Source organism: Butyricicoccus faecihominis, from assembly GCF_024462775.1.
GTDB lineage: Bacteria > Bacillota > Clostridia > Oscillospirales > Butyricicoccaceae > Agathobaculum > Agathobaculum faecihominis_A.
This window is the reverse complement of the sequence record NZ_JANGCE010000041.1, coordinates 1-23,525: the sequence shown is the minus strand read 5'-3', so window position 1 is coordinate 23,525 and position 23,525 is coordinate 1. Positions and strand designations below refer to the sequence as shown.

Annotated in this window: 19 protein-coding genes; all 19 read left to right on the top strand. The window is 48.0% G+C overall.

All coding sequences use genetic code 11. The features are described 5' to 3' along the window. Nucleotides 1-18: 18 nt before the first annotated feature. Entirely contained in the window at nt 19-618 is a 600-nt protein-coding gene (locus NE562_RS15930; protein WP_280963405.1) for a recombinase family protein, read from the top strand. Nucleotides 619-640: 22 nt separating this feature from the next. Continuing rightward, nucleotides 641-1,519, top strand: a complete 879-nt coding sequence (gene rfbA / locus NE562_RS15925) for a glucose-1-phosphate thymidylyltransferase RfbA (protein WP_280963404.1) — start codon at nt 641-643, stop codon at nt 1,517-1,519. 14 nt (nt 1,520-1,533) lie between these two features. Further along, nucleotides 1,534-2,088, top strand: a complete 555-nt coding sequence (gene rfbC, locus NE562_RS15920; RefSeq protein WP_280963403.1) for a dTDP-4-dehydrorhamnose 3,5-epimerase — start codon at nt 1,534-1,536, stop codon at nt 2,086-2,088. 4 nt (nt 2,089-2,092) lie between these two features. Further along, nucleotides 2,093-3,106: a dTDP-glucose 4,6-dehydratase gene (gene rfbB, locus NE562_RS15915; protein ID WP_280963402.1), complete on the top strand. Its 1,014-nt coding sequence runs from the start codon at nt 2,093-2,095 to the stop codon at nt 3,104-3,106. Further along, nucleotides 3,093-4,046 carry a glycosyltransferase family 2 protein gene (locus tag NE562_RS15910; RefSeq protein WP_280963401.1) on the top strand — a complete coding sequence of 318 codons (954 nt, stop codon included), beginning with the start codon at nt 3,093-3,095 and terminating at the stop codon, nt 4,044-4,046. The genes rfbB and NE562_RS15910 overlap by 14 nt, the downstream gene beginning before the upstream one ends. A gap of 17 nt (nt 4,047-4,063) precedes the next feature. After that, on the top strand, nt 4,064-5,041 hold the full coding sequence (locus NE562_RS15905; RefSeq protein WP_280963400.1) for a glycosyltransferase: 978 nt from the start codon (nt 4,064-4,066) through the stop codon (nt 5,039-5,041). A 43-nt stretch (nt 5,042-5,084) separates the two neighbouring features. Beyond that, entirely contained in the window at nt 5,085-5,936 is an 852-nt protein-coding gene (gene rfbD, locus NE562_RS15900; RefSeq protein ID WP_280963399.1) for a dTDP-4-dehydrorhamnose reductase, read from the top strand. Then, nucleotides 5,867-7,378: an ABC transporter permease gene (locus NE562_RS15895; protein WP_280963398.1), complete on the top strand. Its 1,512-nt coding sequence runs from the start codon at nt 5,867-5,869 to the stop codon at nt 7,376-7,378. The genes rfbD and NE562_RS15895 overlap by 70 nt, the downstream gene beginning before the upstream one ends. 9 nt (nt 7,379-7,387) lie before the next feature. Continuing rightward, nucleotides 7,388-8,473, top strand: a complete 1,086-nt coding sequence (locus NE562_RS15890) for an ABC transporter ATP-binding protein (RefSeq protein WP_330646045.1) — start codon at nt 7,388-7,390, stop codon at nt 8,471-8,473. Nucleotides 8,474-8,478: 5 nt separating this feature from the next. Continuing rightward, nucleotides 8,479-9,924, top strand: coding sequence for an SPASM domain-containing protein (locus NE562_RS15885; RefSeq protein ID WP_280963397.1), 1,446 nt, complete (start codon nt 8,479-8,481; stop codon nt 9,922-9,924). A 20-nt stretch (nt 9,925-9,944) separates the two neighbouring features. Further along, a complete protein-coding gene (locus tag NE562_RS15880; protein ID WP_280963396.1) occupies nt 9,945-14,150 on the top strand; it encodes a glycosyltransferase in 4,206 nt (1,401 codons plus the stop codon). Next, the gene (locus NE562_RS15875) at nt 14,150-15,016 is read left to right on the top strand and encodes a sugar nucleotide-binding protein (RefSeq protein WP_280963395.1); all 867 of its coding nucleotides are present in this window, start codon (nt 14,150-14,152) and stop codon (nt 15,014-15,016) included. The genes NE562_RS15880 and NE562_RS15875 overlap by 1 nt, the downstream gene beginning before the upstream one ends. After that, complete coding sequence (locus NE562_RS15870) at nt 15,013-16,050, top strand: GDP-mannose 4,6-dehydratase (protein WP_280963394.1); 1,038 nt, start codon at nt 15,013-15,015, stop codon at nt 16,048-16,050. Before NE562_RS15875 ends, NE562_RS15870 begins: the two co-directional genes overlap by 4 nt. Beyond that, nucleotides 15,989-17,086: a dehydrogenase gene (locus tag NE562_RS15865; protein ID WP_330646042.1), complete on the top strand. Its 1,098-nt coding sequence runs from the start codon at nt 15,989-15,991 to the stop codon at nt 17,084-17,086. Before NE562_RS15870 ends, NE562_RS15865 begins: the two co-directional genes overlap by 62 nt. Before the next feature lie 48 nt (nt 17,087-17,134). Then, complete coding sequence (locus NE562_RS15860) at nt 17,135-17,755, top strand: D-sedoheptulose-7-phosphate isomerase (protein ID WP_280963393.1); 621 nt, start codon at nt 17,135-17,137, stop codon at nt 17,753-17,755. Continuing rightward, nucleotides 17,755-18,906, top strand: coding sequence for an HAD-IIIA family hydrolase (locus NE562_RS15855; protein ID WP_280963392.1), 1,152 nt, complete (start codon nt 17,755-17,757; stop codon nt 18,904-18,906). The genes NE562_RS15860 and NE562_RS15855 overlap by 1 nt, the downstream gene beginning before the upstream one ends. A 30-nt stretch (nt 18,907-18,936) precedes the next feature. Then, on the top strand, nt 18,937-21,006 hold the full coding sequence (locus tag NE562_RS15850; protein WP_280963391.1) for an ArnT family glycosyltransferase: 2,070 nt from the start codon (nt 18,937-18,939) through the stop codon (nt 21,004-21,006). Between the two features lie 240 nt (nt 21,007-21,246). Beyond that, nucleotides 21,247-22,449, top strand: coding sequence for a hypothetical protein (locus NE562_RS15845; protein WP_280963390.1), 1,203 nt, complete (start codon nt 21,247-21,249; stop codon nt 22,447-22,449). A gap of 24 nt (nt 22,450-22,473) precedes the next feature. Beyond that, nucleotides 22,474-23,421: a glycosyltransferase family 2 protein gene (locus NE562_RS15840; RefSeq protein ID WP_280963389.1), complete on the top strand. Its 948-nt coding sequence runs from the start codon at nt 22,474-22,476 to the stop codon at nt 23,419-23,421. Nucleotides 23,422-23,525: the final 104 nt, after the last annotated feature.

The window sequence follows — 23,525 nt, the reverse complement described above, 5'->3', positions numbered from 1 at the left end:
GGAAGAAGAGGTGGGAGTATGCAACACAAAACCTTTTATTATGCCCGCGTATCAGACGATGAGAAGAATCTGGATGTGCAGCTGGAAGCTTTTCGCCAGCTCGGTGCGCAGGAGTATGAAATATTCATTGATCAGGAATCGGAGAGGAATACCGATCAGAACAGCTATCAGCTGCTAAAAAACGCTGCACTGCGGGATGGAGATACGCTGATTATCCAGTCCCTCGACCGATTAAGCCGCTGCAAAGCGGATATTAAACAGGAACTGCAATGGCTGAAAGAGAGCGGCATTCGCCTGAAAGTGGTCGATATGCCAACGACGATGATCGAGTTATCTGAAGACCAGCAGTGGGCTGTAGAACTGATGAACAACCTTCTGATCGAAGCGTTTGATTCCACAGTGGTGCATGAATATGCTGAACACCGTCAGCGCCAGCGCGAGGGTATTGACGCCGCAAAAGCTAAAGGCGTCCGCTTCGGCCGCCCGCCGCTGGAGAAGGAAGAGGAGTTCTATAAACTGAAGAAACGCTGGCTTTCCAAGGAGATATCTACCCGAGAAGCCGCGCGCATCCTTGGTGTTTCCCACCAGACATTTTGGAAGTGGGTCAAAGGGGCATGAAAAAGCGATTGGAGGTAACCGGATGAAAGGAATCGTACTGGCTGGCGGAAGCGGAACGAGACTGTACCCGTTGACGATGGTCACGAGCAAACAGCTGCTGCCGATCTATGATAAGCCAATGGTGTATTACCCGCTGTCCACGCTGATGCTGGCGGGGATACGGGATATCCTTATCATCTCCACGCCTCAGGATCTGCCGAACTTCGAGCGTTTGCTTGGCGATGGCAGCCGATATGGTATTCATCTTTCTTATAAAATACAACCTTCACCGGATGGTTTAGCACAGGCTTTTATTCTTGGTGAGGAGTTCATCTCAGGGGATCGCTGCGCGATGATTTTGGGCGACAACATATTCTATGGTGCGGGCCTTGGAGCACATTTAAGAAAAGCTGAATCTTGTGAGAGTGGAGCAACGGTGTTCGGGTATTATGTGGACGATCCGGAGCGGTTCGGCGTTGTTGAATTTGATAAGAATGGCCAAGCGGTTTCAATCGAGGAAAAGCCATCACAGCCGCGTTCCAATTATGCTGTGACGGGCCTTTATTTTTATGATGAAAAGGTATGTGACTACGCGAAGTCACTTAAACCTTCGCCGCGTGGCGAGTTGGAGATCACGGATTTAAACCGCGTTTACTTAGAGGCTGGTGCTTTAAACGTCGTGACCCTCGGCCGCGGCTATGCCTGGTTGGATACAGGCACGGTGGATTCCATGAACGAAGCAACGGACTTTGTCCGCGTGGTGGAAGGCCGTACGGGTATTCAGATCGCGTCGCTCGAGGAGATCGCGTATCGTAACGGCTGGATCACCTGTGACGAATTAAATGCGGCAGCCGATACATACGGTAAGGCGCCATACGGCGCTTATCTGCGCAAGGTCGCCGAGGGAAAGATACAGTATTAAGGAGCTTTACACATATGAAACTGACGGAAACAAAGCTTGCCGGCGTTGTGATACTGGAGCCGGAGGTGTTCGGCGACCATCGCGGCTTTTTTATGGAGAGCTGGTCCAAGCGGAAGCTGGACGAAATGGGCCTTTCGTATGATTTTGTGCAGGACAACCATTCTTCTTCCACCGTAAAGGGGACGCTGCGCGGCATTCATTTTCAGCGTGGTGACAAGGCGCAAGCTAAACTGGTGCGCTGCACGCGCGGAGCGGTATACGATGTGGCGGTCGACCTGCGGCCCTCCAGCACAACGTATAAACAGTGGGTTGGGGTAGAGCTTTCGGCGGAGAATAAAAAGCAATTTTTGATTCCACGCGGCTTCGGCCACGGATTTGTGACGCTGACCGACGATGTGGAGTTTCTGTACAAGGCGGACAACTACTACGCGCCCGAAGCGGATAGCGGCATTCGGTGGAACGACCCGGAGTTGAACATCGACTGGGGCGTGGAGCAACCGGTTTTGTCTGACAAAGACGCACAATCGCCGTTTTTGAAGGATGCCGTGACCGGCTTTGAGGAGTGGTAAAAGAATGAAGATACTTGTAACGGGCGGCGCTGGATTTATCGGCGGTAATTTTGTTCACTATATGCTGCACAAATACCCGGACTACCAGATCATCTGCCTCGATAAGCTGACCTACGCGGGCAATATGGAGACGCTGGCGCCGGTGATGGACAAGCCGAATTTCACGTTTGTGAAAGCGGATATTGCGGACCGGGACGCGGTGTACGGCATTTTTGAGAAGGAAAAGCCGGATATTGTCGTCAATTTTGCGGCGGAGAGCCATGTGGACCGTTCCATCGAGAACCCGTCCATCTTTTTGCAGACCAACGTGATGGGCACGCAGGTGCTGCTGGACGCCTGCCGGAAGATTGGGGTTTCGCGCTACCATCAGGTTTCGACCGACGAGGTGTATGGCGATCTGCCGCTCGACCGGCCGGATTTGTTTTTCACGGAGGAGACGCCCATTCACACGTCCAGCCCCTACTCGGCTTCCAAGGCCGGGGCAGATTTGCTGGTGCAGGCGTACCACCGGACGTTTGGGGTGCCGGTGACCATTTCGCGGTGCTCGAACAACTACGGGCCGTATCACTTCCCTGAAAAGCTGATTCCGCTGATGATTGCAAACGCTTTAAACGGCAAGCCTCTGCCGGTATACGGCGACGGTAAAAATGTGCGCGACTGGCTGTATGTCGAGGACCACTGCGCGGCGATTGACCTTATCCTGCACAAGGGGCGCGTGGGCGAGGTGTACAACATCGGCGGGCACAACGAGAAGAGTAATTTGGAGGTCGTACAGCTGATCATTGACGCGCTGGGCAAGGGTGAAATTCAGTTTGTGAGCGACCGGAAAGGCCACGACCAGCGGTATGCCATTGACCCGACCAAGATTCACGAGGAGCTGGGCTGGCTGCCGGCGACAAAGTTTGAGGACGGCATTAAAAAGACCATAGAGTGGTATTTGGACAACCGGGACTGGTGGCAAAACATCCTTTCAGGGGAGTATCAGGATTATTATGAGCGGATGTATGGAAACAGATAAGCCGCTTGTTTCGCTTGTGATTCCGGTATACAACTTAGAGCGCTATTTGAAGCGCTGCGTGGAAAGCGTATTGCATCAGACGTTCCCAAATCTTGAGGTGATACTGGTAGACGATGGCTCCACTGATAAAAGCCCTGCAATGTGCGATGCTTACCAGAAGGCGGACAACCGTGTGACAGTGCTCCATCAGAAAAACCAGGGCTTGTCAGCGGCGCGCAATGCGGGAACAGCGGCTGCTTCGGGAGAGTACATCGCTTACGTAGATGGGGATGATTACATTCATCCGGAATATGTGAGTACGCTGTTAAACGGCATGCTAAAAAATCGGGCGCAAATTTCGGTTTGCGGTTTCAGGATTGTGGGAGAGGCTCCTGCTCAGATATCCCCAAATTGCGAGAGAAAAGAGAGCGTTTACTCCAAATACGATGCGCTGAGTACCATGCTGTATCAGAAAAAATTTGATGTGAGCGCATGGGGCAAGATGTTTCAGACGGAGGATATAAGGCGGTTCCCGTTTCCCGTTGGAAAGGTATATGAGGACATTTTATCGATTGTACAAGCGTTTGGGACGGCGGAGCGAGTCGCATGGAATCCAAGTGAGCTGTATTTTTATTATCAAAGAGAAGAAAGCATTGTACACAGCGAGAAAATCGAATTGCGCGAAGATGAGATTGAAATGACCGATTGTATGTATGATTATGTGAAAGCGCACTGCCCGCAGGCGGAAGCGGCGGCCCGCTGTAAAAAATTCAGCAATTACTGTCAGGTGTTGAAGGCCGTATCGGCAAACAAAGAAGCAGCGCAGAATATGCGAGAGCATTTACAGCTTTTCTTGCAGAATAACGCGCCTAAAGTGCTACGGGATTCGCAGGCGAGATTCAAAAACCGCGCAGCGGCACTGCTGATAATGATTTCTCCGAAATTGATTGAGAAACTGTAGTGTAGGAATTTGTATTGATGAAGAAAATTGCAATTTTGATGGCTGTTTATCATCCCAATAGAGATTGGCTTCGGGAACAGCTTGCTTCCTTGGAAAACCAGACTTGGGGAGAGCTTGAATTATGGATAGCGGATGATGGGCCGGATGAACCTGTTGGCGGACGTTTTTTTTCTGACATATTAAAAAGAATTCCCTTTCACTATTCTGTAAATGATGAAAATTTTGGTGCAGATCGAAGCTTCGCAGATTTGGTTCAGCGGGCAAATGGAGAGTATATTGCGTTTTGTGATCAGGATGACATTTGGTTGCCACGAAAATTGGAAATTTTGGCGAACGTCTTGGAACAGGAGAATGCGAAGGCTGCGTATTGTGCCTTGAGCGCCATAGACGGGACAGGCTGCATGATGAGCGATGATATCCGCAGCATCCAGCGCGGTATATATTTTTTGGAAGGCAGAGACATTGCAGAGAGGTTATTTGTAAAGAACTGTATTTATGGAAGCGCACTCGTCATGGACGCACAAACGGCAAAGCAGGCACTTCCGATTCCAAGAGAAATGCCCTATGACCAATGGTTCAGCTTTTGGGCGGCGGTACAGGGAAAAATTGCGTTTTGGGATGAGGCGCTGGTGCAGCACCGGCTACATGGGAGCAACCTGTCGGAGCCGTTTAAGGAGATAACCAGCCGTCAGGCCTATTACGATAAAAGGATTGTGCCTTTTAAAACGAGGACAAAAGAGAGTTTGCTTCGCGTACAGCAGGATAACAGCATATCTGTAGACCGAAGGAAACGAATACAGGCATATTTGCAGCGCATATACATTTGGGCAAATGCTAGAGTGCGTTGGTACAACAAAGAAAAGGGCGGCTTGCAAGAGCTTTGGCGGACACGTGCATGCTCGCCTAAGGTCACTTGGTTTGAAATTGCACTACCGTTTCTTCCGAAAAAATTAGTTTGCTTTTTACTACAAAAGGTTCTTAAAAATTTTGTTTAATCTTTCTTCACTTTACTGAAGCGTAGATTTATGAGGGATATACATGAGAATTTTAGTAACCGGCGTTGGCGGACAGCTGGGATATGATGTCTGCAAAGAGCTGACGGCGCGTAAAATTGAAAATAAAGGTGTAGACATAGCGGATTTCGACATTACGGATGCCGAGGCGGCAATGGACTACATCACGCAGTATCAGCCGAATGCAGTGATTCATTGTTCGGCGTATACGGCTGTAGACAAAGCCGAGGAGGAACCGGAACGGGTACACGCGGTGAATGCGGATGGCCCGCGCAATATTGCGGCCGCCTGCCGGGCAACCGGTGCAAAGATGATTTACATATCTACGGATTATGTGTTCCCGGGAGATGGGGAGCAGTTTTACGAGGTGGATGACCGAACTGGGCCGCTTGGGGTTTATGGGGAAACAAAGCTTGCAGGCGAAATTGCGGTAAAAGAATTGCTGACGCGGTATTTTATCGTGCGTGTATCATGGGCGTTTGGCAAAAACGGCAATAATTTTGTGCGGACCATGCTGCGCCTAAGCGAAACGCACGACGAGGTGAGCGTGGTAGACGACCAGATTGGCAGCCCGACGTATACGGCGGATTTGGCGCCGCTGCTGTGCGACATGGCAATGAGCGAGAAATACGGAACATATCACGCGACGAATGAAGGCATATGCTCGTTTGCCGATTTGGCGGAGGAAACCTTTCGCTTAGCGGATAAAAAGACCAGAGTGCGGCGGATTCCAACAAGCAAATATCCGGCAAAGGCCAGAAGGCCGCTGAATTCACGCCTCAGCAAAGCATCGCTCGACGCGGCGGGATGGACGCGGCTGCCAAGCTGGCAGGATGCGGTAAGACGATATATAAAGGAATTGAAGCAGGAAGTATGAAGCAAAAGATTAAGAAGATTTCCATTGTTGTAATGGCTGTTTATATCGCCTGCGCATGCCTGCTCAGCTGGATAGCGGGAGACGCCTTTCGCTACCGTCAGGAAACCACTACTTCGGTTGCTCCGGCCGGCGTGGTCGGCGATATGGTAGCTGGGTTTTCACTGACACAGCGCTTTGAAGTGCAAAATGAGCGGATTGACAGCATTGCCCTGCGGTTTGCCGATTATGGGCGGCAGAATACAGGCACGCTGCGCCTCATCATTCAGGATGCGCTGGGAGAGACGGCGGCGGAAAGCGAAATTGACGTTTCCCAAGTGCGGGACAACCAATTTTACACGGTGCCTTTTGCCGGGACGATTTCAGGCGCAGGGTGGTATACCTTGACACTGACAGCGGTAGACGGGTCAACGGATAATTTTGTAAGTGTGTATTATGGTAACGCCATACAGACCGCGCGAGCCAGTATGGCCCAAAGCTATAAAGAAGAGGACAAGCTGGTTGTCAACGGCGGCAAAGTAGACGGCATTTTGTGCATGGAGATATCCACCACGGAGACCTTGCGCTTCATGGACTATTACTGGCCGCTTATCCTGTTGCTGGGGCTTGCGCTGCTTTCCTTTTTTGTGTCGGCCTATTACCGCGCGGCAAAGGGAAAAACCTGCTTGGCGGTACGCGCAATCACTATGGCAGAAAAATACCAGTTCCTGATGAAGCAGTTGGTGGGGCGCGACTTTAAGACGAAATACAAGCGCTCCGTTTTTGGCGTGTTCTGGAGCTTCTTAAATCCACTGCTGACGATGCTGGTGCAGTATGTCGTGTTTTCTACGCTGTTTAAAAACGATATTCCAAACTTTCCTGCATATCTGCTTACAGGTATTGTTTTATTTAACTTTTTTAATGAATCAAGCTCTCTGGGGCTTACCTCGATTACGGGCAACGCAACGCTGATTACAAAGGTATATGTGCCAAAAATCATTTATCCGCTTAGCAGGGTTCTATCTTCATCAGTCAATTTTCTGCTGGCGCTGATTCCGCTGTTTGTGGTTTTCCTGTGCACCGGAGAACGCCTGCACAAGGCGGCGCTGCTACTGCCGTTCCCCATTCTCTGTCTGCTGCTGTTCTGCATCGGCGTTTCGCTGATTCTTTCAACACTGATGGTGTTCTTCCGGGATATGCAATTTTTGTGGGGCGTATTAACCATGATATGGATGTATGCGACGCCGATATTCTATCCGGAGTCCATTATTCCCATGCGGTTTATGCAGCTATATAAAATGAATCCGCTTTATCACTTTATTCGGTTTATGCGTATTATCCTCATTGAGGGAATTTCACCAGAACCAAAGGCGTATCTCCTGTGCATAGCGGCGGCGGTCATTCCGCTGCTGGTGGGTATCTTCATTTTCCGCAAGCAGGAGCATAAATTCGTGCTCAATCTATAAGGAGCGAACATGGAACCAATCATTGATGTGAAAGACGTGTCTGTGCGCTTTCGTATGCAGCGAGACCGCGTAGCCAGCTTAAAAGAATATTTGGTGCAGGCGGTAACGCGCAAGCTCCAATACGAGGAATTCTGGGCGCTGAAAAACGTGAGCTTCTCCGTGGAAAAAGGAGAGGTTATGGGAATCATAGGGCATAACGGCGCGGGCAAGAGCACACTTTTGAAGATTATTTCCGGTATCTTGCAGCCAGCTTCCGGCACGGTGAACTCCAAGGGAAATATTGTGCCGATGTTGGAGTTGGGCAGCGGGTTTGATTATGAATTGACTGGCCGCGAAAATATTTTTTTGAACGGCGCTATTTTGGGGTATTCAGAAGCATTTTTGACTGAAAAGTATGAGGAAATATTGGAGTTTTCCGAGCTGGGCAAGTTCATTCATCAGCCGATTCGCAATTATTCATCCGGTATGTTGATGCGCCTTGCGTTCTCTGTCGCCACCGTCGTCAATCCCGAGATACTGATTGTTGACGAGATACTGGCAGTGGGCGATGCCGACTTTCAAAAAAAGAGCAGAAACAGAATGATGGAGCTTATGGCGGGGGGAACGACGGTATTGTTCGTTTCGCACACCATGTCTCAAATTCGAGAGATGTGCAACCGCGTGGTATGGATCGAGCACGGAGAGCTGGTTGATTTGGGGCCGGCACGAGAAATCTGCAACCGTTACGAAGGGCGCGAGCCGGACGACGATGGAGAAAACGCTGTGGGCGCCGACCTAAAAACGATGGACCGCGGCTCCGTTTACCCGGACAACTGGTGCGGAGAGAAAGCAGAGTTTCGGATTCATACCGGTGGCAGCGGGTTGGTACGGCTGAAGCTATACTGTCCCTTTGCCCTGACCGGCAGCGAACACGTTATGGCATGGGCGGATGACCGGCCGCCGGTAAAAATGGCGGTGCAGGAGCATATGGATTTGGTTCTGCCTGCCGCGGCGAACGCGCTGGTGAGCGTGCGAATAGAAGCCAACTTTTCACACAGGATGCCGCCGGATATTCGGGATGTGAGTGTGCTGCTGGATGGAGCAAAGGGAGAATAATTGAAATGGATAAAAATGAAAACGCATTGGCCTCCACACAGGGCCAATGCTCGCCAGCAGATGCTGGCGAGCAGGATGACCTGCCCCAGAGACTGACTAAACTAACTGATGAACTGCACGAAGTGGAACGGCAGAGAAATGTTTTTATCCAGCAACGAGATGACTTTGAAGCGGAGACTAAAAGACTTTATAAAATATTAGCTGAAAAGGATAGTGAGATTCATGAGGTGGAACGTCAGCGCGGCGTGTTCATGAAACAGCGGGATGATTTTGAAGCAGAAACCAAAAAGCTTTATGCAGGCCACTCTTCAATGGAGGAAGAAATCAATTTTTGGCGGTTTCGCCATGACGAGACCAGCGCTCTTCATGAACGAGTTGTGGAGCAAAAGTGGTGCGGGGAACACCCCTATGGAGATTATTGCTGCTCCTTTCCATTTGAGCGAATAGAAATATTGCCCAGAGGCGAAGTGTATACATGCTGCAGCGGCCACTTAAAAAGCGGGTATTCAATTGGAAATATCTATACAGACGATTTTGATGAGATGTGGAATTGCGATAAGGTGAAAAAGCTTCGCTATTCTGTAACCATGGGTGATTTTGAATATTGTCATGATTATTGCATGTGGTTGGCCAATCGGGACAGGCTTGAAGGGGAGGACGCCACTCATCCTGTTCGTAAAAAAGAGGGTTCAATTTCCTTTTCCAATTGGAAGACTTGTACTATCAGCCATTTACCTAAATATATTACGCTTGGCTGTGATGAAACTTGCAATTTGCAGTGTCCTAGTTGCCGTACGTCAAAAAGATTTCTCAACAAAGAGCAAAGCAAACGCGTGGAAGAAATGCTGATTAATAAAGTGCGACCTCTGTTGGGAAACTGTCGTCAATTGGAAATGCTCAGCACAGGTGAAGTGTTTGCCAGCATGGCTTGTTGCAATTTTTTAAAAACATTAAGTGCCGAGGAGTTTCCGCAACTTAAGCTTTCCTTTATTACAAATGCACAGTTGTTTACACGGACATTATGGAATGATTTTTTTAACCTGCATAAGATACCAATAATTTTATATATTTCAATGGATGCTGCCTTGAAAGAAACGTACGAAGCAATACGCTTTGGGGCAAAGTGGGAAATCCTATGTGAAAATGCTAAGTTTATCTCACAGCTTCGGAAAAACGGAAATATTGAACGCCTTACCTTGAATTTTGTTGTACAAAAGCAAAACTATCGGGAGATGGAGACCTTTGTGGAATTGGGAAGAAAATGGGGAGCTGATGCTGTCCGCTTTCAATATTTGACAAACTGGGGAACACTATCTACGGAGCAATATAAAGAAGACAATGTTTTTTACCCGGAAAATTCCGCATTTCAGGAAGCGGTAAACACACTTGAAAGACTTACATCACAAGTTACAGATATTAAAGTATTGGAAAATATTTTAGAAATTGTGTAACGACGAAGCAAAGTACGGACATGAACAAAGGAGAAAAAACAATGATTTTGGAAGAGCAGGACGAGACGAAGGTCTACTCTGACGGCCGGGAGACAGAACGGCGAATGCTTGAAATTGCTGAAAACTATCCCGAGGACTTGTCTCAGACAGCAATTTCAGAATGCTATGAATATACTACGAATAATACGTTCTCCTCTGTTCGACGGAATATTCTGAACTGGTATCCCTTTCGTTCAGGATCCTCTGTTTTAGAAATCGGCGCGGGAATGGGGTCTATCACGGGCTTGCTCTGCGATCGGTGTGCCACCGTGACAGCGGTGGAGATGAATCGGGAACGAGCTGCGGTTATTAGTGCCCGATATCCTGACCGAAATAATTTGCATATTTTAGTGGGCGATGTAAATCAGCTGGAGATAGCGGAGACATTTGACTACGTGGTTTTTATCGGTGTATTGGAATATGCAGCTCTTTTTTCGGAGAACGAGGAACCGCATAAAGAGTTTTTACAAACTGCAAAACGATTTCTAAAGCCGGAGGGGCGTCTGCTATTTGCCATTGAAAATCAGTACGGCTTGAAATACTGGTGCGGCGCGGCAGAAGACCACTTGCAAGAACCCTTTGTTGGAATTGAAGGGTTCCAAAAGCCACGTACAGCACGCACTTTTTCAAGAGCTGCGCTGAAAAAATTATTGGCGGAAGCGGGTTTGCCAGAGCAGCGGTTTTACGCGGTTCTGCCGGACTACAAATTTCCCACCATGCTTTTTACGGATGAATGGAAGCCGTCGGGTTCAGATCTGACTAATATTGCATATACGTATGGAAAAGGAAGTTTGCTGACTGCTGATGAGCGAAAGCTTTATGCGGATATAGCAGAAAACGATGTTGTTTCTTTCTTTGCAAACTCTTTTTTTGTTGAGGCGTCAGCTGCTCCACTGGAGGAAAAGCATCCTGTTTTAATTACGGCTCGCGGAGAGTGTAAACCGGAGTACCGCGTTATTACGACGATTAACTCCGATGGCATCTTAACAAAGCAGGCAGCGCATCCGTTGGCGCAGAAGCATTTACAACAAATTGATCGCAATGAAAGCTCTTTGGCGAACGCAGGACTAAAGGTTCTGACAGGCAGCTTCAAAGATGGGGCCTTATCTCGCCCGTTGTCAAGTTTACCACGGGCAGATAAAAGGTTTCGTGAATACATTGAATGCGCTGACTTGAACAGCGCTTGGAGAATGACAGAGTCGTTACGCAAAGCGTTACTGAAAAGCTCTGCACTGTCCAATGCAAGTGAAAACGCATTAGTAAAGGCGGGAATTGCCGAGCCAAACGAAAAGTTTGGGCCAGTGCTTCAAAATGGCTATGTCGATATGACATTCTATAATGCCTTTTTAGACGGTAATGAACTGGTGTTTTTTGACCAGGAATGGTGTATATCAGATCTTCCGCTCGAATTTATTTTGTACTATGCTGTAAAATCCATTTTTGCGCGGGAAGCTCCACATAGCGCAATAACGCTGCCGGAGTTGCTAAAGTTTTTGGGCATTGCTGAAGAACGCTGGACAAGCTATGACAGCATGGAGAGTGCAATATGGGAAAAGGTTTTTCTGCGCACGGGTGATTTTTACGGTCAGGATGGGTATTGCACACAGTATCACAATACCCCAAAGTTCAAGGATACGTTGGATCTCATTCAAGAAAACAACGAACGCTTGACGCGGGAGCAGGAACGCTTACAGGGTGAGCTGAAACGCAGGGAAGGACATATTAAGCTGCTCTTGCAGTCTGAACGAGACCTGAAGGCGGATACAGAACGACAACGCCGTGTAATGGCTGAGCAAAAGCTACAAATTACTGAGCTGGAAGATGATCTCAGGAATAAAACCGGTTGGATTGAGCAGCTGATTCTAAGCGAGCGGCAGCTGAAACAGGAGGTGCTGAATAAAGAAGGGCACATTCAGCTGCTTTTGGAATCGGACAGAGAACTAAATCGAATCAAGAACTCGCGTTCCTGGCGGTTTATGGGTTATTTCTGGAGGCTGCGCGACTTTTTGGTTCCACAGGGAAGCCGACGCCGCTTGGCGGGGAAAATGCTGGTCAAGTTTGTAAAGCATCCGCTCCGTTTTCTTGCCAAATGCACACCCAAGCGGATACGAAAGTTTTTCAGCACCGTGCAGCGGGAGGGTGTCGATGGCGCGTCCCGCAGGCTGAATGACTGCTTCACACCCGCTTCTTTGCCGGAGACGCAGATTACACTGGAACCGGTCAATGTGCAGGCGGCTAAAAGCGTAAAGGATTATGAGCGGCTGGCGGTTCCGCAGTGGGAAAACCCAACGGTATCCATTGTCATTCCGGTATACAACCAGTTTGATTTCACCTATGCCTGCATTAAGTCAATTCTGGCAAACAGCGGCGAGGTATCCTATGAAATTATTGTTGCAGATGATTGTTCGACGGATTTGACAGAAAAAATTGAGGAAATCATCAGCGGGCTGCGCGTCATTCGGAATCAGGAAAATTTACGCTTTCTTTTAAACTGCAACCATGCGGCGAAGCAGGCAAGGGGTCAATATATTCTGTTCCTCAACAATGACACGCAGGTGCAGGAAAACTGGCTGCAGCCGCTGATTGATCTGATGGAAAGCGATGACACGATTGGACTGACGGGTTCCAAGCTGGTGTATCCGGACGGACGGCTGCAGGAAGCCGGTGGAATTCTGTGGAGGGACGGAAGCGCATGGAACTATGGCAACCGGTCGGATCCCTCGCTGCCGGAATATAACTATGTCAAAGAAACGGACTATATTTCGGGCGCTTCTATCATGATTCGGCGTGTGCTGTGGGAAGAAATCGGCGGCTTTGATGAGCGCTTTGCCCCCGCTTACTGCGAGGACAGCGATCTAGCCTTTGAAGTGCGTCGCCGCGGCTATCAGGTGCTCTATCAGCCTCTTTCCGTGGTAGTTCACTTTGAGGGAGTGTCGAACGGCACGGATACCGCCAACGGGCAAAAAGCCTATCAGGTGACAAATCAGAAAAAGTTTTACGAGAAGTGGAAGGATGTTCTGAAAGAAGAGAATTTCGACAACGGAGAAAATGTATTCCTCGCCCGGGATCGCAGCCGAAATAAAAAGACGCTGTTGATGGTCGATCATTATGTGCCTATGTATGATAAAGACGCGGGAAGCCGCACGATTTATCAATATTTGAAACTCTGGGTAGAAATGGGCTTCTCTGTGAAATTTATCGGGGATAACTTTTTCCCACATCAGCCATACACGCAAGAGCTTCAACAGATGGGAGTCGAAGTGTTATACGGGCCTTATTATGCTAAGCATTGTAAAGAGTGGCTAAAGGAAAATGGCGAAAAATTTGATGTTGTATTTCTAAATCGCCCATATATTGCGGAGAAGTATATAGATGCTGTTAAAAAGTATACCCGCGCAAAGTTGGTATATAACGTATGCGACCTACACTATCTGAGAGAACAGCGGGAATATGAACTTTCCGGAAATCCTGCTCTCTTGAAGTCTTCTCAGGAATGGAAAGTAAAGGAGTTCCGGCTAATTGAGCTAACTGACACTGTATTTACGCTTAGTGTAGATGAAAAAAAGATTATTGATGAGAGCTTCAAGCCATCTAAGACGGTGATTTGCCCAATTTTTATTTATGATACGTTTTACCACAGTCTTCCTCCACGGGACGAAACAAAGGATTTGCTGTTTGTTGGCGGTTTTAACCACCACCCTAATGGGGATGCAGTAATGTGGTTCTGTACGGAAGTCCTTCCCAAAATTCAGGAAGAACTTTTGGATGTGCGATTTCATATTGTTGGCTCTAATCCGCCTGAGGAAATTCGGACACTGGAATCTGAATCCATCATTTTGCATGGCTATGTGTCGGATGATGAGCTTGAGCGGTTGTATGCGGAATGTCGTGTCTGCGTGATCCCGCTTCGATATGGTGCTGGTGTGAAGGGCAAAACAATCGAGGCGATGTATCACGGTATTCCAATTGTCACGACATCTACCGGAATTGAGGGACTACCCGGTATCGACAAATGTATTTTGGCAACGAATTCAGCAGAAGCCTTTGCATGCAAAGTTGTGAAACTGTATCGCGATGGAGCTGTAAAAGAATCATCAGCTTGCTATGAGTATGTTCGTGCGCATTACTCAAGAGATGCGGCGCAGCGCTTTTTCTCTAAAGAATTTGATCACGTGGAGGTTAAGTAATGACTTGGCATATTATTGGCAGCACCGGATTTATTGCGAAACGGCTGTTAAAAAAAATTCCGGAGGGAGAAGCAATATGCCTTTATGCACGTCATCCTTCTAAAGGAGAAAAACATCTGGATTTGATAGATTTTTCGGCGGCGGATTGTGATGAGATACGGTCAGGTGATCTGGTTGTTCTTCTGGCTGCTGTTTCTTCTCCAAATATCTGTCGGGATAACTATAAGGATGCATATGCGGTAAATGTTATTGGTACGGAGCGACTAGTTCAGGAGTGTTTGACGAGAGGTGCGTATGTACTCTTCTTCTCCAGCGATGTGGTAGTCGGAGCAACAAAATGTGCACACAATGAAAGAATGCCTGTTTTACCAGTGGGACAGTACGGAAAAATGAAACACTATGTCGAAAAAGCGTTTTCTGATGACCCAAGGTTTAAAACTTTTCGACTCTCCTATGTCTTTTCAAAAGAAGACAAATTTATGTGTTATCTGCGTAATTGTGCAGACAGAAACGAAACCGCGGATGTTTTCCAAGCTTTATATAGAAATGTGGTATATCTGAGCGATGTTTTAGATGCTGTAATTGCCTTAGGTCATAGCTTTGAACAGTGGAGTACTTCCGTATTTCACCTTTGTGGGCCCGAACTATTGTGTCGGGCAGACATGGCGGAAATGTTTCGACAATTGGCAGCACCAGAACTTCGTTATACCATCAGCACGCCAAACCCATGCTTTTTTGAGGCGCGTCCAGACAGGATTGAAACTAATTCGCTCTATCTGGACTCTTTACTGGGCAGAAAGGCGACTGCGTTGTCAACTGCAATGCAGATAGAGTTTAGGCAAGAAAAGGAGATCAAAAAAATATGAGCATAAAAGCATTAATCACAGGTGTAACCGGCATGGTAGGGTCCCATTTAGCGGATTTTCTGCTGGAGAATACGGATTGGGACATTTATGGTGTGTGCCGTTGGAGAAGTCCCTTGGATAATGTGGATCACCTGCTGGAACGGGCTAATGAAAAGGATCGGCTGTTTTTTGAATATGCCGATCTGAATGATGAAATTTCTCTTATTAATTTGATTCGTGTGATTCATCCGGATTATGTGTTTCATCTGGCCGCACAGAGCTATCCGCTAACCAGTTTTACAGCGCCCATTGATACATTAAACACTAATATTCTGGGTACTTGCCGCCTGCTGGAGGCGATTCGCTCGGAAATGGCTTTAAACAAAGAATACCATCCGATAATTCATGTTTGTGCTTCCTCCGAGGTGTTTGGAAAGATCCCGGCAGATAAAAAACCGGAAACAGGAATTCACGAAGAATGTCCATTCCATCCTGCATCTCCCTATGCTATTTCTAAGGTGGGTACGGATCTGCTGGGCCGTTATTATGCCGAGGCCTATGACATGACCGTGATGACTACTAGAATGTTCACCCATACCGGGCCACGGCGCGGTGACGTTTTCCATGAATCTACATTTGCCAAGCAGATTGCTATGATCGAGAAAGGGCTTATTCCGCCGATCGTCAAAGTGGGAAATCTGAATAGTCTGCGCACATATGCAGATGTACGTGATGCGGTACGAGCTTACTATATGTTGGTAACAAAAAAACCCATTGCAGGTGCGTATTACAACATCGGAGGCTCTCACACTTGTGAGGTTGGCGATACTTTGTACACTCTGATTTCTTATTCGCCTATGAAGGATCAGATTAAGGTGGAAACCGATCCGGAGCGACTGCGGCCTATTGATGCTGATTTACAGATTCCAGACTGTAGCAAATTTAAAACGCACACTGGCTGGGAACCGGAGATTCCATTTGAAAAGACCATGCATGATCTATTGGACTATTGGCGGACGCGGCTTTCTACAGGCTGCAATTTTCTTACCCGCTGAAAGGAGCGCAAAGATGATTATCCGTTCTAAAGCACCTTTGCGTTTGGGCTTTGCAGGCGGAGGGACCGACGTGTCTCCTTATTGTGATCAGTTCGGCGGCGTCATACTAAATGCCACGATAGATATGTATACTTACTGCACTATTGAGCCAACAGATAACGGTTTTGTTGAATTCTGCGCGGCAGATCTAGGAGAGCATGTGAGTCTGCCCGCATCTGATGAATTCCCGTTAGATGGTGCACTTCTTTTGCATCGTGGCGTTTATAACCGTGTTGTTCGGGATTATTGTGGGGGTAAACCTTTGTCTTTGCGGATGACTACATATTCCGACGCACCAGCGGGCAGTGGTTTGGGATCATCCTCAACTATGGTTGTAGCTATGCTAAAAGCCTATATGGAATGGCTGAACCTGCCGCTGGGAGAGTATGATATGGCGGATCTAGCCTATCAGATCGAGCGAAAGGATCTGGGGCTGTCCGGCGGCAAGCAGGATCAGTATGCCGCAACTTTCGGCGGGCTGAACTACATGGAGTTTTTTGCAGATAATCGAGTGATCGTCAATCCGCTGCGCATCAAGCGCTGGATCAAAAACGAACTGGAAAACTCTCTGGTTCTGTATTATACGGGTACCTCGCGGGACAGCGCAAAGATTATTGAGGAACAGGTGCGCTGTCAGAAAAGCGAAAAATCTCTGGAAGGGATGCACGAACTGAAAGCGCAGGCTGCGCGGATGAAGGAATGCGTTTTGAAAGGCGACTTTGACGGCTTTGCGGAATGCCTGCATCGCGGCTGGGAGGCCAAGAAAAAGACCTCTGCCATTATCAGCAATCCGAAGATCGAAGAGACATATTCCTTTGTGATGGCGCACGGCGGCAAGGCCGCCAAGATCAGCGGCGCGGGCGGCGGCGGATTTATGATGATCATCTGTGATCCCATTCGTCGCTATGAGCTGGTGGACGAGTTGAAGAAAACAGACGGACGGGTGATGGTCACCAGCTTTACGGAGCTGGGAACGCAGGCGTGGACGCTGTACTGAGAGGGGAAAACGCTGATGCGAGACACGACAAGAACAATATACTGCAATTTGCTGGAAAGATACCCGACCTTGTGTGCCTGCAAAGCTGAGATCGAAGCAGCTATTGAAGCCTTACTGGCCTGCTTTTCCTCCGGTGGCAAGCTGCTGGTGTGCGGCAACGGCGGCAGCGCGTCGGACAGTGAGCATATCGTTGGCGAACTGATGAAGACCTTCATGTTGGATCGACCGTTGGATGCGGATATGCAGAAAAAGCTGAGAAGTGCCTATCCTGAGCATGCGGAAGCCATGATCGCGCACCTGCAGCGGGCGGTGCCGGCCATTTCCCTTGTCAGTGAGACTGCATTGATGACCGCCTATACAAACGATAATTCCGCGGAAATGGCATTTGCACAGCAGGTCTTGAGCTATGGCAGGGAAGGCGATATCCTGCTGGGGATCTCTACCTCCGGCAACTCCGCCAACATTCTTAATGCTGCGCGAATCGCCCGGATCCAAGGCATAACGACTATTGCCCTGACAGGCCAGAGCGGAGGTAAAGTGAAGGCCCTCAGCGATATCTGTATCTGCGCGCCCTCGAACATCACCTATCAGATTCAGGAGTATCACCTGCCGATTTACCATTGCCTGTGCGCCTGCGTGGAAAACGAACTGTTCGGAGTGGATGCGTGATGAGGGAAGCAATCGTTTTAGCAGGCGGGTTTGGCACGCGCCTCGCCCATATCGTATCTGATGTGCCAAAGCCTATGGCGCCGGTCTGTGGTCGCCCGTTTCTTCGATTCATACTGGACGATCTGCAGGCTAAGGGGATAGAACGTGTAATTCTGGCGGTAGGTTATAAACAGGAGGTCATACGGAATTATTTCGGAGCGGCATACCGGGGGATGCAAGTGGTTTATTCGTCAGAGGAAACGCCGCTGTTCACCGGGGGTGCAATCAAACAGGCGCTGGCGCTGTGCAGGGATGAATTTGTTTACGTTGTGAATGGGGATACGCTTTTTCAAGTTGATTTGAAACAAATGGAGCGGTTCAGACGAGACAAAGACCTGCGTTTTGTGCTGGCAACAAAACGGATGGAGAAATTTGATAGGTATGGGACGCTTGAAATTGAGCAGGGAAGAATTAAAGCGTTTTACGAAAAGCAGTTTTGCGAGGCTGGCTGGATCAACGGCGGTATCTATTTGATGTCGCGCAGCTTCTTAGATGCGGTACATGAGACGACGTTTTCGTTTGAAAACGAGATTTTAGAAAAATGGGTTGATAAAGAACGCTTGGGCGCATTCCCAAGCGACGGGTATTTTATTGATATTGGCATTGAAGACGATTACCTGCGTGCGCAGGAGGAACTGAAAGACAAGTGCAAAAAAAACCGTGCCGCTTTTTTTGATAGGGACGGCACGATCAACGTAGAAATCAATTATCTGCACCGTTGTGAGGATTTGAAGTTTATAGACGGTATGCCACAATTCATCAGGAAGTGGAATGACTGGGGATTCAAGGTGATTGTGGTTACCAATCAGGCCGGCATCGCGCGCGGATATTACACAGAAGAGGATATGAGGACGCTTCACCGCTATATGAATGAGCGGCTCGCCGAATACGGCGCCCATATTGACGCATTTTACTTTTGCCCGCACCATCCGGACTTTACAGGGCCGTGCCACTGCCGCAAGCCGGAGTCAGGGATGATTGAGGAGACGATTCGCGAATTTGATTTGGATCCTGAACGGTGTATTCTATTTGGCGATAAGCCATGGGATGTGGAAGCAGGGGAGAGGTGCGGCGTGCGGGGAATTTTGTGTGAATGCACTTGGCCTCATTGACAAGGAAAAACGCATAGGAGAGAAAGAAGCATGTTAGAAAAGAGATCGGAACAGCGGGAACGCCGTGAAGCAATGCTAAACATTTGGGAGCAGGCCAAATGCAGGCGTACCGCCTGTCTGCTCTTTGGTATTTTTCTTTTTGCAGTGCTGATTCCATGGTACCGCGAAGGCATTATGTGTAACGATGAGTTACAATCACGATTTTACAGCGGACAGGGGTTTTTAGCCTTTTTTGAAGAGTTTTTTCAAGTCCATTTGCGTAGTGGACGGACACTATCCTCTGTTATAAATCCCATTACCATGTCCTTTGGCTTTTGGGGGCAGGCTTCTTGGTCTTATAAATTATTGCAGATGCTTTCTATTTTAATAGTATTTTTGCTATTTGCAAAGCTTCTAAATCGGTTGTTTTCTGACCGTGCATTTTCCGCATTTTGTGCATTGTCCCTCATTGCGTTTCTCCCTGTGAGCTTTGAGCTGAACTCCCCAAATGCATTTAGCACCCTATATAATATTCCCTTCAGTCTCCTTCTTCTTTCCATGATTCAATACTGGGATTGGCTGAAACAGCGTAGCCACAAAAAGCTGATCGCATTTGTCGTGTTTCTTTTTATCACTCTATGTAGCTATGAGTCATTTGTCACCTTTGTTCCTGCCTACGTTGCTCTTGCGGTCTATCAAAGAGGTCTTCGAGAAAGCCTACGCAGGTGGAGGGATTTCCTCTGGCCTGTAGGGACGGGGACAATCTATTTATCACTGTATTTCGCAATCGGTAGGGTCATTCCCTCCCAATATAGCGGTAATCATTTGATTTTGCCTGATCCGCTGAACGCGGTGAAAATTATTGTTCAATTGGTTCGCTCTGCTTTCCCGGGATACTATTGGACGCTGCCAAAGTATCACTATTTGTTTCGCATTTATCAAGACATTACCATTGATGACATTGCCCGCTTAATTTTAGTATGCGGGGCTTTTTCCGCGCTAGTATATGCGCTGGTTCGAAAAGTGATGCATGATTCTCAGGCTAGAACGCAGCGCTCGGTTCTGATTGCTCTTTCCACGCTGCTTCTCTTGGTGTTGCCCACTCTTCCAACAGCTATGGCTGAATTATATCAGACGGGTTTCGGCGGCAACGAAGGCGCTGCGGTGCCCACTACTTTTTTTATGTATCCTCTGGCCACTTTTTTGTGCTGCTTTGTTCTCTGGCAGGTATTAAAGCGGCTGCCCCCCAAAGTCGCGCCGTGGGTAGCGGTTTTTTGCATGCTCTGTGTGATGATTCCCGTGCAATTGATGAACGGAGAATTTGCCCAGCGCCATGAAGAAAACTTTCAACGGCTGGGAACCATAGAGGAGATGGTCAAATCCCCAGTCATGCAGAATATGGGAGAAGCCACAGTCTACACAACGGATCTTTTTCAGACGCGGGATGCACTGGCCATCCATGACCCATATTGGACACAGTACGCCGTAGCTTCCGGCAAAACGGTTCAGATTGTCAATCAGGAAGGCACCGCTTTTGATAGCCGTATTTACTTTGATGATACTTCATTTTACATCTGGATTGGAAGTGAGTTGTGTGTCATGTCTAAGGAACAGCTATTGGGCTTATCTTCTGCACCTTACCTCAGTGATACCTATATGATTGTGGATTATAGTGGAAGCTATCAGGCCGACAAGTGGTACGTTTGTTACTTTACAGAGGTAGATGAAGAATTGATCCCAAGTACGGCTGAGTCCTTTTCCGCCGCTCAAAGCCGCACTAATGCGGGGCAGACGCTGGACACTTGTGTCAAGGTCAGTGGATACAGCAACGATGGCTGGCTGACAAAAGAGAGCGCTTTTCAGATCCGTTCCGGTGAGGATGGACTGCTTCATGTGGAACTGTATCAGCCGAAAGAGGAGTATCAAACCATATCCGGCGTGATCACAGTGAACGGGGACGCGCAGGAATTTGCCCTGATCGGGGAAACAACCGTGCTGGACATCCCTGTGGAGCCGGACGCGCTTTTGGACGTGTCCATCGTTATGGAGCGGGACTTCCCCGCCGACGGCGACGATATCCGGCAGCTCAGCGTATTTTTGTCGGATCTGTCGTGCTCATAAAAAGGCGGCAGCGGAGGGAGTGTGACCATGTGCACAGTATCTTGATCTCAAGGGAACGGCCTATTTGATTTTTTGGTTTGACCGACGGGAGACTGTAGAAAGACAAGACCGGTGGGGCGTATTTATCGCAGGTGCTTTATTGGGTGCCGTTTGTTTCTTTGCGATTTACTGGGTCGTGCAAAACGCTTTATAGGAAGCTCTCCTCAAATACGCAAGCAGTCCTTTGTGCATCGACTTCCGTTGCTGACCGTCTGTATGGCGTTTTTGTTCTTTTCAGCGTTTCCAGATTTTTGTGTTGGAGATCAATTGCTCTTTTCCATCCAGCTCCCTGATAAGCTTTATAAGCTTTTTACATTTTCAAGTCCAATGGCCGTTTTTGGGGTAATATCCTATGGCTACACCGCGTTTGCCCTCGTGTGCTATGTCCGCTTCTGGGAACGGTTTCGCATAACGCGGAACATCCTCGCCCTAATGTTGATTCCTGTAATGGCGCTTCATTGGACAGAGCGGCTGAATATGACAAATCCTGTTACACGGTTTACGCAGGCCGCCACTATTACATACGAGCAGACGATTTTTCCACAATCCGGAATTTGGGACGAGGTCTTCTCTCAGGCGGACTATCTGGATTTTCTCTGGGGATATAGTGCAGGCGACACGCAGGCTTTGGTGCCTAAAGCGGTTGAATACGGTGTAAAGCTAAACATATCTCAAGCTGCCCGGCAAAGTGTAGACACGGCAACAAAGCAATCATACGCAACGGTTGAGGCGCTATTGGTCGGCAGCATTCCTCAGAACAAAATATACGTAATTCAGGATGTTAAAATTATTTTACCAAAGCTTTTGACCGTGAAAGGATTGCGAATTATCCATGAGGACGGGTATTATCTAGCAGTGCCAAGTGCCTTCACGGTAGGGGACGGGTACGAAGAACTCACGCTGCAATCTCTTACTCCGCTAGAGTACGGGGCTTCCCTAGGCGGACTAGATGAAAATCGGACGGTTCTTTTTACCTCCTATCACAATGCAGAGGATAATCGGGCGGAGGTGATGCAGACGATAGTGCAAGCAGCTGGCTGTCAGGAGTTTCCCGTTACCTTTGGCAATAAGTTTGCGGGTATTTTGCTGCCTGCATCTCGCAGTCTTGCTGCGTATGAAAGTGATAGTAGCGATACGGTGCTGACATTGGAAGCAGGAAGTGATTTGTGTGGAGGCGTTCTTCCGGTATTGCTTTCTCTTGTGGGAAAAACTGATTTCTATGACGACACCAATCTGGAGATAGGGGCAACCCTGAATGGAAGGGTCATTTTGCTGCCTGGAGCAACCGGGGTAACCATCTATGCATTTAATTTTCAAACTGGGATCGTGGAAAGCGCCGCGTGGATTTCATTGGATGGTACTACCTTCTGCAATCTTGAAAATTTCAATTTCCCTATTGCATAGCCCAGAATACTAGGAGGTCTACATATGCCCTTATTGACTATTATTGTTCCCTGCTATAATGAGCAGGAATCCCTTCCGCATTTTTACAGCGCAATTGTGGACGAGGCTGCCAAACTGAATACGGCTTACGCGTTGGATGCCGAGATTCTATTTATTAACGATGGCTCTCAGGATGGAACATTACCCCTATTGCGCCAATATACGGTAGATGACGAACGGATTCGGTATCTTTCTTTCTCTCGAAATTTTGGCAAGGAAGCTGCAATTTTTGCCGGTTTGGAAAAAGCCTTTGGCGACTATATTGTTTTTATGGACGCGGATCTGCAGCATCCTCCGGCTATGCTAGGACAAATGTACGAAGCCCTGCAGACCGGGGAGTATGATATCGCCGCCGCTCGGCGTGTTGACCGAAAAGGCGAGCCACCCATCCGTAGCTTTTTTGCCCGACTGTTTTACCAAATGATTAACAAGATTTCCAAGGCTGATTTTGTAGATGGCGCATCGGACTACCGGATGTTAACACGGCAAGCGGCGAATGCAATTTTATCTATGGGAGAATATAACCGCTTTTCAAAGGGAATCTTTGGTTGGATTGGATTTAAAACTAGCTGGATTCCATATGAAAATGTGGAAAGAGTGGCGGGAGAAACGAAATGGTCGTTCTGGGGATTACTCATTTATTCCATCGAAGGGATTGTTGCGTTTTCTACAACTCCATTGGCTATTTCATCTGTATTAGGTATCCTATTCTGTTTAGTAGCAGTGATTGGCATTATTGGTGTAATAATTAAAACTGTAATTTGGGGTGATCCAGTAGCGGGCTATCCAACGCTGACATGTTTGTTGCTGCTGATTGGCGGAACGCTTCAGCTTTCCTTAGGGATTATTGGACAATATTTAGCAAAAACTTATCTAGAAACAAAGAAACGCCCCATTTACATAGTCCGTGAAACGGAGGAGGACGTTAAATGATTCGCTTTCTCGACCGTAAGCTTCTGAAATTCCTGCTTGTCGGCGTTGTGAATACATTGATCGGCACCGCTATTATGTTCGGCCTTTATAATTTTGCGCATTCC